The sequence below is a fragment of the Tenacibaculum insulae genome, from assembly GCF_964512435.1.
GTDB lineage: Bacteria > Bacteroidota > Bacteroidia > Flavobacteriales > Flavobacteriaceae > Polaribacter > Polaribacter insulae_A.
Genome location: NZ_OZ208512.1, coordinates 1,138,818 through 1,155,840 on the forward strand (window position 1 = coordinate 1,138,818; position 17,023 = coordinate 1,155,840).

Here is a 17,023-nt window from a genome sequence, read left to right on the forward strand (position 1 = left end):
ATTAAAAAGCGTAAGTTAACATCATTCTACCAATCCATTCATTTCCTTCAATAGGATTACCACCACCGTTATTAATACCATCACCTTTAACATGTGTTAAAGACATTTGTAATTTAGCTGCATGACTTTTGTCTAAGTATTTGCTAATACCACCAGTAATATATTCGGGTCTGTTATAAAAAGTTGCGTTGTTTAAAAAAGAATTTTCACTAGCATCTAATTGAGTGTATCTAGCATCAATAGAGATACCGTTTTTAAACAAATAACCCATTTGAAAATTAAAACCACTTCCTAACATCATTTTACCTTTTACATAAGCATCTACATCTTCTGTACCATCAACATCAAAACTAGTAGATGCTGTACCATCATTTCGTAATCTTTGTGTGATTCCTTTTGGTACTACAGCCGATGTGGTAACATATTCGCCAAAGGCAGTAAAACCACTATATTTAAATAAAAAATCTACTCCAAATTTTTCGTAATCTGGTAAGAGTTCGTCATCATTCGCATCAAGATATAAAATAGAGCCACTTTCTCTTCCCCTTCTACTACTCATTCCATTATTTTTACTGTAAGCAACCCCAACTACTAATCTTGGTACGAGTTCTCTAACAACATCGGCTTGCCTAAATTGCCCCATTGTATAAAACAATCCGAAAGGTAAATAATCTAATCTACCACCTACTTTTAAGCCACCGTGATCGTTGCCAAAAGCATTAATACCGTCACCATTTGTTAACATTAAATACGGGCGCAAATAAGATTGATTACTTATTCTGAAATTTCCTTGAGCAAAAAGACCAAATTCTCTAATTGCTGCAAAAGAAGAGGTTACACGACTTCGCTCTACCAACATTAATGTGTTAGAAGCTAAAAATAATTCTCTATTATCAGTATAAGTTGAGCGTTGCCCAAAAGAGAGTGTAATTCTAGGCACAATTTTATAACTAACTAAAGCATCCATTAAAGCACTAGCGTTATCACCTTCTACTTCTCCTGAACCACTTAAATCGAAAGAAAAACGATACGACCATCTGCTATCTGCAGAAGACCCAGAAATTCTTAAACGAGCTCTACGCATTCGAAATCTAGTTACTGACGATTCGTTTTCGTCTGTATATGATTTTACTTCAGTATATGGTTGTATAAAACCAGATAATTCCATCTTATAACCGCTTTTACCAGTAAATTTAAAGCCTTCGCCAAACTTATATTTATTAAGCGTGGGTTCTTGACCTTGCACCAGTATAGTACAAAGCATTGTTATAAAAAATAATAATTTTTGATGTGTTTTCATTTATTATAACGGTTTAATTAAGATTCAAAATTTCCTTTTACAAGAATCTCTTTGTTAGTCATCATGTGTTTTCCTTTTGCAAAAACATCTAATAGATTTAGTGCTTCATCAAACAAACAAATATCTGCATCGGCATTAAGTTTTATACGTCCTTTATGCTGTAACCCTAAATTGTTTGCTGGGTTTAATGTTATTACTTTTAAAGCGTCTTCTAAAGAAACATTTCCTTTTTGATGTAAAGCTCTCATTTCATTTAAATTTTCTTGAAAAGAAGCTGTTCTATAGCCAATAACGTTTCCTTTTTCATCCATTTTAGAAAGTCCTGCATGACCATCTGAACTAAATGTAATATTTTCTATTGGCACATTGTTTTCTAAGGCATATAAAACCGATTTATAAGGATCGGTATATTTAGATGCTCCTGTTGTTATATCAATAATTCCACCTAATTTAGCGAATTCAATTCCTTGATCAAATAAATCTTTAGTTCTACCAATATGTGTGGGCGATATATGTTGAATTGGGAAATTAAATTGATTTACCAAATCGAATAATACATCTAGTTTAGTATCTAATCCTCCTAAATGTATGTGTAAAATTCCTTTTTTACCGCTAATTAATCCTCCAACATAAACGTCTCTTAATTTCTCTATTAATTCTTTTGCATTTGGAAAAGAGGAACGTATATCGCTTAAAGCTATTTTACATCCTAAAACTTTATCAATAAAAATTAAATCGCCCATAATAGAACCTGTTATAGAAACTGGATCTAAGCCAAAATATCCTGTGTGCATATAAGCACTAATACCTTCTTGGGTAAGCGCTTTTGTTTTACTGTATAATGTTTTTACACTTCTTGCCATACCGTCGGTTCCTAACAAACCTACTACGGTTGTAGAGCCAACTTCTATTAACTCGCTTAATTTTACTTCAGGAGTCATAGAGGCAAATCCGTTTTTACCACCAGCTCCTATAATATGAATGTGCTGATCTATTAATCCTGGTGTTGCTATTTTTCCTTTAGCATCAATAATGGTTGCTATCGAAGAAGAAATGTCTATTTTGTCTTCTATGGCAACTATTTTACCACCAGCCATTAAAATGTCTTTATCTCCTAAAAATTTAGGACTGTATAATTTTGTATTTTTGAGTAATGTTAGCATTTTAAATTATATAAAGTGATAAATTAACATAACTATAAATGCAGAGACCATTGGTATAAAATTTCTTTTTACAAGGTCTATTGCATTAATTTTTGCAATATCTGATGCAGCAATTATAACTCCTGCAACTGGCGAAATGGTTCGTCCTATTGATGCAGAAAACTGCATTGGTAATAAAAAACTAACACTTTTTACTCCTAACGATTCAGCTATTTTGGGCACCAATGGTCCGAAAGCAAAAAATGATGCATTACCGCTACCCATTAAAATAGATGCTAAAAATATAATAACAGACATTGTGATGGCTATACCTACAGCGCCAAAACCTAAACTTTGAGAAATGTTTAGCAAACCTTCAATAAAATTCATATTTATTAATCCGTTTGCAAAAACATCAGCAGCAATAATTAAGGTAACTACAGATTTAAAAATATTTCCCATTCCGTTCCAAAAAACGGTAAAAGAGTTTAAAGCTTCTTTTAATTTTTTTGTTCTAACAAAATCCATCGTAATCGCTATAAACAAACTAACAAACATCGCTGTTGTTGTGGTTAAAACAATAGGTGGATTGAATAGTGAAAATATTTTTGAAAATATTAAAAGTAATATAATTGGCAATAAAGGTATAATAGCATAAACTAAAGGTTTTTTAGGCTTTTCGTTTATAATGCTTTCTGAGTTATTGTTTTTTTCTGGCGATTTTTTACCATCGTAATACTTGTTTACAAAGTAATAAGAAATCATTAAAACCAATGTTATTGGTAATATTAACGGAATTTGATCTTTTATAAAATACTCTATAGTATCTATTTCTGCTATAGTACTTGAACTTACTGTCATTGCAGATGCAGGTCCCATACCTATACAAGTACTTGCAGTTATTACTGAAGCTGCTGCCACTCTGCTTACTCCTAATTTTAATAAAATAGGAAATAATGATGCCATTAACAATAATGATAATCCTGCTGCAGATGGTATCGCTACAAAAAGTGCTTGCCCAATAGGAATAACTAACGAAGCAGCTAAAAACGATTTATTTTTAAGCAATTTTAATGGTTTCATTGCTACATATACTAAGGTATCTGATGCTCCTATTTTATCTATATAAGCAACAAAACCACCTATAGCCATAATCATAAGACCAACGCCTGCATTTATTTTACTAAAGGAGTTTTTTATGTACTCGAAAAAATCAAATATAGGGCTACCTGTTGAGGTTGGTACAACCTCAGATTTACCGTTTAATATATATGCTAAAAACATTAAAAAAATACCAAGTAATAATAATACTGCATGCGGATTGTATTTTTTTAAAATCAATCGTGAAGCAATTATTATAATTACTAATGATATAATTGGGCTTATATAGTTCATTTAAAAGCTAGTCCCATCTATTTTAGTTCCCGGAGTCCATAATGCGCCATTTGCTTCTGTAATAATTCCGATACGTTCAAAATCTCCTGTTACATCTGGGTTTCTAGTGTAAGATTCATCAGGATTTGAAGAAAGTACATAAATATCAAATTCTAAAATAGTAGTGCCTTGTGCATCTTTTACCGTAACAAAATCATTACCATTATTCATATTTAATTGCCCTCCACTTGCAGTTTGCACAATAACTCCACCAAAATTACCTGTTGGTGTACCGCCTGCAAAAACTACAATAGCAGTATTGCTTGGCACTATGGTTCCTGCAGGAAACACATGCCTTGGTATACCGTCTGTTAAAGCTTTAGCATCGTAAATTTCATAACCGCTAATATCTAAATCTGGTCCTGAGTTAAAAAACTCTATAAATTGATCTTCTTGAGCATTTCTTGTTCCGTCATTATTAGCATCACCCGCATCACCAGAAGCAGGGTCGTAGTGAACTTCGTTCATAATAAACCCTAACCAAGGACAACCATTATTTTCTGGCGGACCCACTACTGTTGGGCAATTATCTATCGCATCTCCAATACCATCTCCATCTGTATCTGCATCATCATCTAGCATTTCAATGAATAGATTAGTTGTTAATTCAGCATCTGCATTATTTATACTTGCAATTGAAATCTCAATAGTTTCTAATCCTTCTACATCTGTATCTTGAATAGCTGTAATTATAATATCAGCAGATAAACTCCCTTTTTTTATTATTAATGTTTCTGAAGAAACACTATAATCGGTGCCTTTTGTGGCTGTACCTTTAAACATTAAATTAACTGCAACATCTTTAGGTGATGGCCCATTTAACATTGCTGTTATTGTTAAAGAACCGTTATCTTCTGCAATAGTAGCGCTATTACTTTCTAGAGTAAGAAACGGAAATACATCATCGGTTGTACACTGATAAAATACTAAAGATAAAAGAAATATTAAAGATAAAATAAGTAGGTTAACTCTTGCCTTCATATGCATTATTTAAGTTATAAGGTTTATGTTTAACAATTATAAAAGTACTCTGCTAAACTTAAAACATTAATTATCAGAACAATATAGTAAACTATTTTTGATTTTTAAGTAAAAAAAAAGTGCTACTTTAAGTTAAGTAACGCTTTTTTTTTATATCATTATGATTAATCCCCCAATTTATCAATAATGATTCCCCTTGTGTATTATACTACAAATATACAGGAGCAAAACTATTTACCCTACTAAACTTGTATGGATTGCATTAAAATATGTGTAATTGGTAAAAAAGCACACGTTAATCAATTAAAAAAATGTTTTTAAACAAAAACCTCGAGGTTTAGCTCGAGGTTTTTTTATTTATATAGAATTTAAAAACTATTCCCAAGTATTATCAGCAGCACTACCTCCCCATATTATGGTTGCTAAATATGGATTATCAATAATAGGGTTTCTGTTTCCTTGCTCATCAGCAATTACATCATTACGGTTTTTTTCAAAATCTGATACTGGATCCTGAACATTCCATTGTAATAATAAATCTATCATATTGCTATCAACTGTATTTTCTGAACCAATAGTAACATTTTTAGGTAAACATTGGTTTCCGTATCTTAAATACATATACATCATCATACGTGCAACATCTCCTTTCCATTCATCACCAGGATACCATCCACTAGAAATAGCTGCTGCGTTACCCGAACCGTCAATAAATTTTTTATTACTTCTGTTAGAGTTTGCACGAATATCACATGGTCTTAAATGATGTGCGTCAGATCCAGGACCTGAAGTTCCTAAATTTGGATTTCCTAATGATTTAGGATATACATGTTCTCTGTTCCATTCTGTTCCTTCATTACCTCCATTTGCGGTTTTACTACGAGATCTATCAGTTACATGATCTCCATCTGAATCATCATATCCATAAATTAATAAGACTTTGTTATTATCCGAAGGATCTAAATCTGATTTTTTTACAGCTTCCCAAACACCTGGTGTGTATGTTAAAGAAGTAGCATGACTACTAATTATTTTAGTTGCTAATGCGCCTTTTAATTCTAAACCTGTTAAAGTAAAATCTACATCATTATAATATGCTGCTAATTCAGCAGGTATGTTTAAATCACCATTTGTGGTGTTACCTGACGCTTTAACTTTTATTGTAACTGTTGCGGTTGAACAAGTTTCTGTTGCAATTGTACTACATATTGTATAGTTAAATGAAGTTGTACCTACAAAACTTGCTGCTGGTGTATAAGTAAACTTATTATCATTTAAGGCAATTGTTCCGTTATCTATCATATCACTTGGTAAACCAACCGTTACGCTGTTAGCAGTAAATGTATCGTTAGATAAAAAATCTGAAATAACAAGAGGTGTATTTTCTACTACTTCATAAGAATCGTCTACGGCTAAAACTTTATCTACAGGTTCTTGTGGCACTATATTATCTTCATCAGTAATACCGTTCTGACCACAATTGGCAAGAAAAACTGCTATAAAACCTAAAATTAATACTCTTTTCATCATTTATATTACTTTAATTATTATTTATTTTTATCGTGTACTTTTGTTGGAATATTATCATTCCATTCTGTTAATATATCGGTAGCTACACTTGCTCCACTACCTGCTGCTATTGCAAATTGACTACGCCAACCTGCTAAAGTGCCACAAACATACAAACCTTTTTTTATTAAGTGGTTAAAATTACGCAATTGCACTCTGTTTTTCATAGCATTTGCTCTCATATGAGGCTCAATGTATTGTTCTAAACCAGCTATTTCAAAAGGTTTTGAATAATTTAATGCTATTACAACCGATTTACTATAATATTCACTTTTATTCGTTATAATTTTATAACCTTCTTCAGCATCTAAAACCGCAATTACTTTTTCGTTATCAATTTGTGATACGTGTGGATACGCTGTTTTTAATTGCTCTTTTCCCTGAACCAAAACATCACTTCCTAAGGTTTTAGCTGGTAACCCTAATACATTATTAAATAATGCGTCTTGTAAATGAGAGTTTCTTTGATGCATTAAAATACCTATTTTTTTGTTTTTGGCATACTCTTTTTTATATGCTGATCCTAAAACCAATGCACATTGCATACCTGAAACGCCTCCACCAACAATTAAGCAATCAAAAATCATGTTATCCTAATAATTCTTTAAAATTAGCTGCAAAAAGTTTTACTGCAATTGCTAATAAAATAACTCCGAATATTTTTCTAATTATCTTAATACCATTTGTACCAATAATCCTTTCAATTTTCGAAGAAGTTTTTAAAACTATATATATAAGTAAAACGTTTAATAAAACGGCTACAATAATGTTTTCTATAAAAAACTCAGCACGTAAAGATAATAATGTTGTTAAACTACCCGGTCCTGCAATTAAAGGAAAAGCTAATGGAAAAACGGTAGCTGTTAAAGCCTCGTCTTCATCTTCTTTATAAAGTGTAATTCCTAAAATCATTTCTAAAGCAATAAAAAATAGTATAAATGCTCCTGCAACGGCAAAAGAATGTACATCAATACCTATTAAACTTAGTAATTGCTTTCCTAAAAAAAGAAAAATAATCATTATTACTCCAGCTATTAACGAAGCTTTTTCTGATTGAATATGCCCAACTTTTTTACGTAAGTCAATAATAATAGGAATATTTCCAATAATATCAATCACCGCAAACAACACCATAAAGGCTGTAAAAATTTCTTTGAAGTTAAAATTCATAATATTTTGTTTTTCAGCTGCAAAATTATATAAGTAATGTTACAATCTAGTATTTTTGCATCTAAATTTTATGTGAAGTTATTGTAAACTTTTACACTTTTAAATATATTTTATGTTTCAATTAGGAAAAACCATCGTTTCAGAAGATCTTATCGATAAAGATTTTGTTTGTAATTTATCTGCCTGTAAAGGAGCTTGTTGTATTGATGGTGATGCCGGAGCACCTTTAAATAAAGAAGAAACCAAAATTTTAGAAGATATATATCCTAAAATTAAACCCTTTCTTAGAAAAGAAGGAATTGATGCGATTGAAAAACAAGGAACTTGGATAACAAGTGATTTTGGTGAGTTAGAAACTCCTTTAATTAATGATGCAGATTGTGCTTATGTTATTTTTGATGATAAAAACACTGCTTTATGCGCCATTGAAGAGGCTTATAATCAAGGAATTGTAGATTGGAAAAAACCTGTTTCTTGCCATTTATACCCTGTAAGGGTTAAGGATTACAGTGAGTTTTCGGCAGTTAATTACGATAAATGGGAAATTTGTGATGATGCTTGTTCTTTAGGAAAAGAGCTACAAGTACCTGTTTACAAGTTTGTAAAACAAGCTTTGGTAAGAAAATTTGGTCAAAATTGGTATGATGAGCTAGAAGAAATTGCCCAAAAAAGAAAAGAAGAAAAATAATTAAATCTTATACATAAAAAACGACGCTATTAAGCGTCGTTTTTTTATTTAAATTGATGAATTACTAGTTTACTGTAAAACTCCAAATTTGTCCTATAGATTTAGCGCCTGAGTTATCTGTCGTATTTACTTTCCAGTAATACGTTTTACCAGTTTCAACAGTAACAGGATAAGTAGTATCTGTTAAATCACTTTCTTTCATTACTGGATCAGCATCTTCACTAAAATACACATCGTATTTTAAAGTATCTGATGTGTTAGAATCAGCACCGTTCCATTTTAAATCAACTGTTGTTCCTGATACCGAATCTTCATCCGCAGGACTCACTAATTCAGCCGTAAAAGGAGCTGTATTTGTTTCTCCTTCTCCTTTTGTATAAAATGCAAATACTGCTGATGGTTCTCCTTCTTCTCCTTTGTTATCAACTGCAGTAACTTTCCAATAATGAGCCACTCCTTTTTCTAAAGTAATAGTTGCTTTTGATGTACTAGCTGTTTGCGTTTTTACAATATCAGTTAAAGCTCTATTTTTAGCAATTACAACTTTATAGGTTACAACATCTCCGTTAGGATCAGTTGCGTCACTCCAATCAAATTGAATACTATTATCTATACACAATAAATCTTGTGTTGGATATACTAAATTAACTTTACTTGGTGCTTCGTTAACAACTTTGTCTCCTCCACCTCCGCTACTGCTTCCGCCTCCACAACTTATGTAAAGAAAAGTAGTTGAAAATAATGCTATTGCTTTTATTACTTTTTTCATTATTTTAAGATTTTAAAAGTATTTGTATTATCAGTTCCTAATTTTAAGATATAGATTCCTGATTTAAAATTACTGAAAGGAATTAGTAATTCATTTCCTTGTTTTTCAATCGTGTTTTTCAATACAACTTTTCCTGTTACATCAAATACCATAACATCTATATTAGATGGTGCATCCATCGGTAATAACAACTCTATGTTTTCGGCAACTGGATTTTGTTTAAGGAATGTATTATCAATTACTGTCGTAAACTTACCTTCACAGGCTTTTGCTGTTGTAACTTCAATAATTCCGCTTTTTTGAGCGTTAATATTAAATTTAGAAGTATTAAACGTATTAATTAAACTTCCATTTAAATAAACATTGTAAGGTGCTGTACCAGATGTTATGTTTACAGTATAATCTTTTGATTGATTGTTCTTCGCTACTCTTAATGCAACCGGATTAGATTCTGCTATGTTAATTTCGAAACATTGCGTGTAATCATCTCTATCATTAACTTTTACACATACTTCGTAAGATCCTGGGGCAACATCTTCAAAAGTAATTGATGCTGTTGCTAAGTTTTCAGTTAAATCGGTATTATCACCTTTAACAGTTACTGTATAGTTTACAAAAGTTTGTTGAACGTTTACTGTAATTTTTCCATCTTTTTGATCTGTACAAGTTTCAGAAATTGTTTCAATAGATATGTTTTCTGGGTTTTTATAGCTTGTATCACAAACATCTCCAACTCCATCATTATTACCATCTGCTTGATCAGCATTTGCTGTATTAATACAGTTATCATCACCGTCCATAACACCATCGCCATCAGTATCTTGACATGCATCTCCAATTCCGTTTCCATCTGCATCTGCTTGATCAGAGTTTGAAGTAGTTGGACAATTATCATCAATATCTAAAACACCATCACCATCGGTATCTTGACATGCATCACCTATACCATTCCCATCAACATCTGCCTGATCTGCATTTGCTGTGTTTGGACAATTATCTACTCCATTTAAAACACCATCACCGTCATCATCTGCATTAGGATCAGAAATAAATTTACCAGAAAAGATTCCTCTACCATAAGTAGCTGCAAAAACTGTATTATCGTCTCGTAAATCTAAATCTAAAACAGGTAGGTTACTCATACCATTGTATGATTGAGTCCAACTTGGCGAAGCTGCATTAAAGTTTTTTGTTTTCCAAACTCCTAAATCTGTTCCAATAATCACTTCATTAGAACTTGCTGGGTTTTGTAAAATTGCTTTTACTGGTAAATCAGGTAAATCTCCTTCTTTACTTACCCAATTGGCACCTCCATCGGCAGAGTACCAAATATTTGTAACTCCATAATTATGCATTGTTACAAAAATCTCATTTTCATTTTTACCAAATTCAATATCAGAAACTGTACCAACAAAATTACCTCCTGTAATATCAGACCAAGTACTATTATCTGTATTCGCTTCTTCTATTTTTAATACTTTTCCATTTTTTAAACCAACAAAAAGTAAACTTGATGTTGTTGTGTATGGAGAAACTTTTAATGCAGAAGGAGCTGAATCCATTAACGCGTTATCTGATAAAAGATCTTTTTTAGGTGCTCCAGACATTATATCTGAATATCTTCTAATAGTTACACCTGATGAACCTGAATAATTAGAATATAAAATATTTAGATTAGAATCTAACTCTTCTTTATTAATAAAATCTCCATTCGAAGATTCTTCATCATTTATTGTATAAGATTGATTTGTTTTATAATCATATAAAACAATACTTTGATTATATACGTAATTTGATATAAAATACTGGTCAGTACCATCTGTATCAAAAAAACTAGCAGCTCCATCACCACCTGCGGCTCTAACAGAGCTATTTATTCCTGAAGTAGCTTCTTCTACTAACTGTGTACCATTGTCTTGTGCACCTGCTAAAAAGTATTCTTTTCCTCCAAATGCAGTAGTTGGGGCAACACCTACTGTATAAAATTGTAATGTGTTATAATTATTATTTCTTGAAGAAATAACACGTCCTGCATTATTTGAAAAATATACTCCTCCATCATTACCAAAAACCATTCTTGATGAAGATGCAAAAGCTAAACCATGTTGATCTGAATGCACGTTTTGAAAACCAAAACCACCATACCAATGAGACTTTTGTATCCAAGAATTTCCTCCATCTGTCGATTTAAATAAATCAATTCCTCCTACATAAACGATATTCTCATCATTAGGATCAAGTTTTATTAATAAATCATAAAAAGCTTGTCCTCTTGTAAAATCACTTGCATCAATACCTGTATCAGCATCATTTGGCAACGGTAAATCATTTACGGTTGCAAAACCATCTGTTGTTTTAAACATTGCTACAGGAGCTCCACTAACATTCATTTGAGCCAAAACATATACTGTATTTGAATTAGATGGTGATAATGCTATTTCTGTTCTTGATCCATTTTCTATCGAATGTACTAAACTAAAACTAACACCATCTGTTGATTTTAAAATAGCTCCACCACCGTCTCCATGAATTAAACTCGTTGTTGTACTTAAGTATATTGAATTATCTGCTGCTATTTCTAAATTATTAGGTTCATATTGATTAAAACCACTTGTTCTAGGCAAACTTATTTTTGAAAAACTAGTCCCATCTGTTGATTTATATAAACCAAAACTATCACCTCCTAATGATACACCTCCTGTATAACCTGCTTCACCAGCAGCTACATAAACTTCTGAAACACCTGAGTTGTTTCGTACAACTATATCATTTATATGCTGAATACCAGGCACAATCAATGAATTTGTTGCTCCTAATCTTCCTTTTTCTAAAGTAACATTAACTGTTTCTGATGATAATGCATTTATTATTGAATTACCCGCAGTACGTGTTGTCATTACAGCAGGAATTGTTATTGTTGTATCATCTCCTCCCATTGGAATTGGTGTACCGTCAACATTATTTACCATAATAACAGCTACTGCTCCTGCATCTTCAGCATGTTTTACTTTTAAATCAAAATTACAGCTACCTCTTTTAATAATAGCAATATTACCATTTATTGCACTTGAATTAACTAAAGCTTCACATCCATCTTCTGTTGGCGCTGTTGAATCTTCAACAAGAACAACATTACCTGTAATTGAAGTAGTTAAATCTCCTCCAAAAGCAGTTGCTAATGTTGATATATGTTCTCCTGCAATACTAGCTGGACTATTAATAGTAACTTTTGAATTTGCATCTAAAAAAGTGTCTCCAGTAACTCCTCCAAAAACTCTTGCCCATGTATTACCTCCATCTGTAGATTTCCATAAACCGTCTCCTTGAACATCACCTTGCACGTATGATTCTCCCGTACCAACATAAAATGTTTTAGAGTCATTAGGATCTACTGCAATACAAGAAACTGCTAAATTTTCAGGAATACCAATTCTTACCCATTTCGAATCAGCATTTGAAATATTTGTGTTTTTCCATAATCCTCCACTAACTCCACCTGCAAAAACAGTTTCATCTGTAGTATCATTTGGATCAAATAACAAAGCTCTTGTTCTTCCTCCAACATTATCTGGTCCTCTTTCTTCCCAAGCATTATCTGTTTCACCAGGAACTTTTGGTAATAATTTACGTTTGCTTAATCCTTCTTGAATTTTATAAATATTTTCTTTATGAGTTCTTCCTGTAGCAGGATTAATCTCACTTAAATATTTTTGTTCAAAATAAGCGTTAGGTGGTAAACCTTGTGCTTTTCTTTCTTTTTTAGGAAGTTTTCCTATTTTTTGAAAAGGGTGATTTTTCAAAAATTGTGCGTGTTGTTGTCTTAACTCTTCGACCTTTGTATTTTTAGTATCTACCGATTTAAAGATAACACCACCTATAGCTAATATTAATAAGCCAAAAAATAGTATTTTTTTATTCATAATAAGGTTATTAGTGACTAATAAAACAAGTAAATTTTCATTTACCCTAACATTTTTTTATAAATTAGGTTGCTAATTACGTTAATTTGTCGTTAAAAATTTAATTTTTTAACATTAATTAAACAATATTTCCTAATATTTTTTTATGTAAGCGTATTGCAAACCCGTCTGATAAACCAGCTATATAACTACTTATTTGCATAATTCGATCATACAGATTTTCTTTTTCTTGTTGATATTCTTTTGGCAATAAATTTAAAATTAGTGTATCATAATTAGATTGCTTCTCGTTAAATTTATTATTTAATGCGGTAACAAATACATCTAACAAGTCTGCTATAATTTTATAACCTGCTACTTCTTTTTCTACAACATCTTTACTTTTGTATATCTTATCAACACTAATTTTAATAATATCATTTATTTGAGCTTCATACTTGCATTTATCTAACAAACCTTTATCAAAATCGCCATTTAAAATGGCAGTTTCGTTTTCTAAAAATATATCAACGGCTTCGTTAATTAACACGCCTATTGCTAATGCTCGCAAATAACTAATTCGGTCTTTTTTAAATTGTAATGAGTGATATTTTTTACTATCAATCGTATTTTTCACCAATTTAATCATATACTCTAAAGCATAATCTTCGTCAATTAATCCAAGATTTATTCCGTCTTCAAAATCAATAATTGTATAACAAATATCGTCAGCAGCTTCTACTAAATATGCTAACGGATGGCGGTAATATGAAATTCCGTTGCTCTCTTTTTTCTGTAAACCTAAATCACTAGCAACATCTAAAAAAGATGTTTTTTCTGACTGAAAAAAGCCGTATTTTTTATCAACAATATGCTTTGTTGGTTTCTTCGGAAGCGACTCTTTCGGATATTTCATAAAAGCACCCAAAGTTGCGTAACTTAAACGCAAACCACCTTCGGTACCTTGATTACTTTCGGTTAAGATCTTAAATCCGTTGGCGTTTCCTTCAAAATCTATTAAATCTTGATATTCTTTTTCACTAAGTTGCTCTTTATATTTTAATCCGTTTCCGGTTTTAAAATACTCTCCGATTGCTTTTTCTCCTGAATGCCCAAAAGGCGGATTCCCAATATCGTGTGTTACGGATGCTGCGGCAACAATGGCTCCAAAATCATTAAAAGTATATCCTAATTCTTTTAACTTCGGATGACGTTCTAACAACACTTTACCAACACGTCTACCTAAAGTTCTACCTACAACCGACACTTCTAAACTGTGCGTTAATCGGGTATGTACAAAATCGGTTTTTGATAACGGAATCACCTGTGTTTTATCTTGTAAACTACGAAAGGCTGATGAAAATATGATTCTATCAAAATCTACTTCAAAGCCTAAACGGGTTTCGTCTTGTAATATGCGTTCACGTTTTTGCGTATCACCAAAACGTTTTAAAGAAAGGAGTTGTTCCCAGTTCATTTTATTCTTTTTTAAGATGTTAAACTAAAACTAGTTAAGTTTAACGAAAGTTCGAATTTACAAAAAAAGAGAAGTATTGCTACCTCTCTTTTATCACCTTTAATTTAATTAATTCTTGTCTTTAAGACCCTTCACAACAATGCTCTAGGCGACAAATGATTCTTAAGAACCACACATTAAGCAATCATCATCTGGTGCTCCGTTTTTAGAAGCATCAACCATTGCTTTAAATTCTGCTGCACTCATTGGCTGTTCCTCTTCAACTACGTTGTCTTTCTTTTCGATGTTTAACGTAAATTGTTTTGCATTTACAGCCGATTTTGTGCGTAAATAATACATTCCTGTTTTTAAACCACTTTTCCAAGCATAAAAATGCATTGATGTTAATTTTGCAAAATCAGGATCTTTCATAAACAAGTTTAACGATTGCGATTGATCGATAAAATATCCTCTATGGCGTGCCATATCAATAATATCTTTCATACTCATTTCCCAAACTGTTTTGTATAAATCCTTTAAATCTTGCGGAATACTTTCAATATGTTGAATAGATCCATTGGCACGCATAATATCTTCTTTCATATTATTATCCCATAAATTCAGTTCTACTAAATCTTCTAATAAGTGCTTGTTTACTACAATAAATTCACCAGATAATACTCTACGTGTATAAATATTTGAAGTATAAGGCTCAAAAGCTTCGTTGTTTCCTAAAATTTGAGAAGTTGATGCTGTTGGCATTGGCGCTACCAATAATGAGTTACGAACTCCGTGCTCCATTACATTTTTACGCAAAGTATTCCAATCCCAACGACCACTTAAATCCTCTTCTTTAATTCCCCACATATTGTGTTGAAATTCTCCTTGAGACATTGGCGAACCTTTAAAGGTAGAATATGGTTCTTTTGCCTTCGCTATTTCCATTGATGATGTTACCGATGCAAAATATAAGGTTTCAAATATTTCTTGATTTAATTTTTTAGCTTCATCAGATGTAAACGGCATACGTAACATAATAAAAGCATCTGCTAAACCTTGAATTCCTAATCCTACCGGACGGTGACGAACGTTAGAGTTTTCAGCCTCAATAACAGGATAGTAGTTACGATCAATAACAGTATCTAAGTTTCTGATTACTTTTTTAGTTACGTCAAATAATTTATTGTGATCAAAAAACTTGTTTCCGTTTTCATCTTCAGTAACAAACATTGGTATTGCTATTGATGCTAAATTACATACCGCTACCTCATCTTCGGCAGTATATTCCATAATTTCGGTACATAAATTTGAAGAACGAATAGTTCCTAAATTCTTTTGATTCGATTTACGGTTAGCAGCATCTTTATATAACATGTACGGTGTACCTGTTTCTATTTGCGATTCTAATATTTTCTCCCATAAATCACGTGCTTTTATGGTTTTTCTACCTTTTCCGGCAGCTTCGTAACTGGTGTATAAACGCTCAAATTCTTTTCCATGAGTGTCAAATAAATTAGGGCATTCATGAGGGCACATTAACGTCCAATCTGCATCTTGCTGAACACGCTCCATAAATAAATCAGAAATCCACATTGCGTAAAACAAATCACGCGCACGCATTTCTTCTTTACCGTGATTTTTCTTTAAATCTAAAAAGTCATAAATATCAGCATGCCAAGGCTCTAAATACATCGCAAAAGAACCTTTACGTTTTCCTCCTCCTTGATCTACATAACGTGCCGTATCATTAAATACTTTTAACATTGGTACAATTCCGTTTGAGGTACCATTGGTACCCGCAATATAACTTCCTGTTGCACGAATATTATGTAAAGACAAACCAATACCTCCGGCTGATTGTGAAATTTTAGCGGTTTGTTTTAGTGTATCGTAAATTCCCTCGATACTATCATCTTGCATTTGTAATAAGAAACAAGACGACATTTGTGGTTTTGGTGTACCTGCGTTAAATAATGTTGGCGTAGCATGGGTAAAATATTTTTTACTCATTAACTCGTATGTAGCAATTGCTTCGTCAATATCTTCTTTATGTATACCAATAGATACACGCATTAACATATGTTGTGGGCGCTCTACGATATTACCGTTAAGTTTTAATAAATATGAACGTTCTAAAGTTTTAAATCCAAAATAATCGTAATTAAAATCACGACTATAAATAATGGTAGAGTCTAATTTATCAGCATTTTTCATGATAATATCATAAACATCATCTGCTAATAAAGGTGATTTTTTTTCTGTACGTGGATTTACATATTCATATAAATCAACCATTGTTTCAGAAAACGATTTTTTAGTATTTTTATGTAAGTTAGATACGGCAATTCTTGCAGCTAATTTAGCATAATCTGGGTGAGCAGTGGTCATGGTTGCTGCAACCTCAGCTGCTAAATTATCTAATTCTGATGTGGTTACACCGTCATATAAACCTTCAATAACACGCATAGCTACTTTAACGGGATCAACAATATTGTTTAATCCGTAACACATTTTTCTAACCCTTGCTGTGATTTTATCGAACATCACAGGTTCTTTTCTACCGTCTCTTTTCGCTACATACATAATTATTAATTGGTTTTAATTTGATTTATAAA

General features: G+C 32.0%; 12 protein-coding genes. 1 reads left to right on the forward strand and 11 read right to left on the reverse strand.

What is annotated here, in order from left to right:
• Position 1 precedes the first annotated feature (1 nt).
• From ACN5J5_RS05305 to ACN5J5_RS05335, 7 genes are all read right to left on the reverse strand, one after another.
• Complete coding sequence (locus tag ACN5J5_RS05305) at positions 2-1,300, reverse strand: porin (protein ID WP_418646267.1); 1,299 nt, start codon at positions 1,298-1,300, stop codon at positions 2-4.
• 17 nt (positions 1,301-1,317) lie between these two features.
• Positions 1,318-2,463 (reverse strand): beta-aspartyl-peptidase, encoded by a 1,146-nt coding sequence (gene iadA, locus ACN5J5_RS05310; RefSeq protein WP_418646268.1) that lies wholly within the window; start codon positions 2,461-2,463, stop codon positions 1,318-1,320.
• Between the two features lie 6 nt (positions 2,464-2,469).
• Complete coding sequence (gene dcuC, locus ACN5J5_RS05315) at positions 2,470-3,837, reverse strand: C4-dicarboxylate transporter DcuC (RefSeq protein ID WP_418646269.1); 1,368 nt, start codon at positions 3,835-3,837, stop codon at positions 2,470-2,472.
• Entirely contained in the window at positions 3,838-4,857 is a 1,020-nt protein-coding gene (locus tag ACN5J5_RS05320; RefSeq protein WP_418646270.1) for a lamin tail domain-containing protein, read from the reverse strand.
• 375 nt (positions 4,858-5,232) lie between these two features.
• Positions 5,233-6,387 (reverse strand): endonuclease, encoded by a 1,155-nt coding sequence (locus tag ACN5J5_RS05325; protein WP_418646271.1) that lies wholly within the window; start codon positions 6,385-6,387, stop codon positions 5,233-5,235.
• 17 nt (positions 6,388-6,404) lie between these two features.
• Positions 6,405-7,013: an NAD(P)/FAD-dependent oxidoreductase gene (locus tag ACN5J5_RS05330; protein ID WP_418646272.1), complete on the reverse strand. Its 609-nt coding sequence runs from the start codon at positions 7,011-7,013 to the stop codon at positions 6,405-6,407.
• A 1-nt stretch (position 7,014) separates the two neighbouring features.
• Positions 7,015-7,596: a MarC family protein gene (locus ACN5J5_RS05335; protein ID WP_418646273.1), complete on the reverse strand. Its 582-nt coding sequence runs from the start codon at positions 7,594-7,596 to the stop codon at positions 7,015-7,017.
• Positions 7,597-7,708: 112 nt separating this feature from the next.
• Here ACN5J5_RS05335 and ACN5J5_RS05340 point away from each other — a divergent pair, with 112 nt between their 5' ends.
• Positions 7,709-8,284: a DUF3109 family protein gene (locus ACN5J5_RS05340; protein ID WP_418646274.1), complete on the forward strand. Its 576-nt coding sequence runs from the start codon at positions 7,709-7,711 to the stop codon at positions 8,282-8,284.
• Between the two features lie 64 nt (positions 8,285-8,348).
• Here the strand turns inward: ACN5J5_RS05340 and ACN5J5_RS05345 are convergent, their stop codons facing one another.
• The 4 genes from ACN5J5_RS05345 to ACN5J5_RS05360 all read right to left on the reverse strand — a co-directional run bounded on the left by ACN5J5_RS05345 (position 8,349) and on the right by ACN5J5_RS05360 (position 16,991).
• Complete coding sequence (locus ACN5J5_RS05345; RefSeq protein ID WP_418646275.1) at positions 8,349-9,053, reverse strand: hypothetical protein; 705 nt, start codon at positions 9,051-9,053, stop codon at positions 8,349-8,351.
• Positions 9,053-12,973 (reverse strand): thrombospondin type 3 repeat-containing protein, encoded by a 3,921-nt coding sequence (locus tag ACN5J5_RS05350; RefSeq protein WP_418646276.1) that lies wholly within the window; start codon positions 12,971-12,973, stop codon positions 9,053-9,055. The genes ACN5J5_RS05345 and ACN5J5_RS05350 overlap by 1 nt, the downstream gene beginning before the upstream one ends.
• A 118-nt stretch (positions 12,974-13,091) precedes the next feature.
• Complete coding sequence (locus ACN5J5_RS05355) at positions 13,092-14,429, reverse strand: deoxyguanosinetriphosphate triphosphohydrolase (RefSeq protein ID WP_418646277.1); 1,338 nt, start codon at positions 14,427-14,429, stop codon at positions 13,092-13,094.
• Between the two features lie 162 nt (positions 14,430-14,591).
• Positions 14,592-16,991 carry a ribonucleoside-diphosphate reductase subunit alpha gene (locus tag ACN5J5_RS05360; RefSeq protein ID WP_418646278.1) on the reverse strand — a complete coding sequence of 800 codons (2,400 nt, stop codon included), beginning with the start codon at positions 16,989-16,991 and terminating at the stop codon, positions 14,592-14,594.
• Between the last annotated feature and the right edge of the window lie 32 nt (positions 16,992-17,023).

Coding starts and splice junctions, on each gene's coding strand:
- ACN5J5_RS05350 (WP_418646276.1), bottom strand. CDS start 12,973: ATGAATAAAAAAATACTATTTTTTGGCTTATTAATATTAGCTATAGGT.
- ACN5J5_RS05345 (WP_418646275.1), bottom strand. CDS start 9,053: ATGAAAAAAGTAATAAAAGCAATAGCATTATTTTCAACTACTTTTCTT.
- ACN5J5_RS05330 (WP_418646272.1), bottom strand. CDS start 7,013: ATGATTTTTGATTGCTTAATTGTTGGTGGAGGCGTTTCAGGTATGCAA.
- ACN5J5_RS05320 (WP_418646270.1), bottom strand. CDS start 4,857: ATGAAGGCAAGAGTTAACCTACTTATTTTATCTTTAATATTTCTTTTA.
- ACN5J5_RS05335 (WP_418646273.1), bottom strand. CDS start 7,596: ATGAATTTTAACTTCAAAGAAATTTTTACAGCCTTTATGGTGTTGTTT.
- iadA (WP_418646268.1), bottom strand. CDS start 2,463: ATGCTAACATTACTCAAAAATACAAAATTATACAGTCCTAAATTTTTA.
- ACN5J5_RS05360 (WP_418646278.1), bottom strand. CDS start 16,991: ATGTATGTAGCGAAAAGAGACGGTAGAAAAGAACCTGTGATGTTCGAT.
- ACN5J5_RS05325 (WP_418646271.1), bottom strand. CDS start 6,387: ATGATGAAAAGAGTATTAATTTTAGGTTTTATAGCAGTTTTTCTTGCC.
- ACN5J5_RS05305 (WP_418646267.1), bottom strand. CDS start 1,300: ATGAAAACACATCAAAAATTATTATTTTTTATAACAATGCTTTGTACT.
- ACN5J5_RS05355 (WP_418646277.1), bottom strand. CDS start 14,429: ATGAACTGGGAACAACTCCTTTCTTTAAAACGTTTTGGTGATACGCAA.
- dcuC (WP_418646269.1), bottom strand. CDS start 3,837: ATGAACTATATAAGCCCAATTATATCATTAGTAATTATAATAATTGCT.
- ACN5J5_RS05340 (WP_418646274.1), top strand. CDS start 7,709: ATGTTTCAATTAGGAAAAACCATCGTTTCAGAAGATCTTATCGATAAA.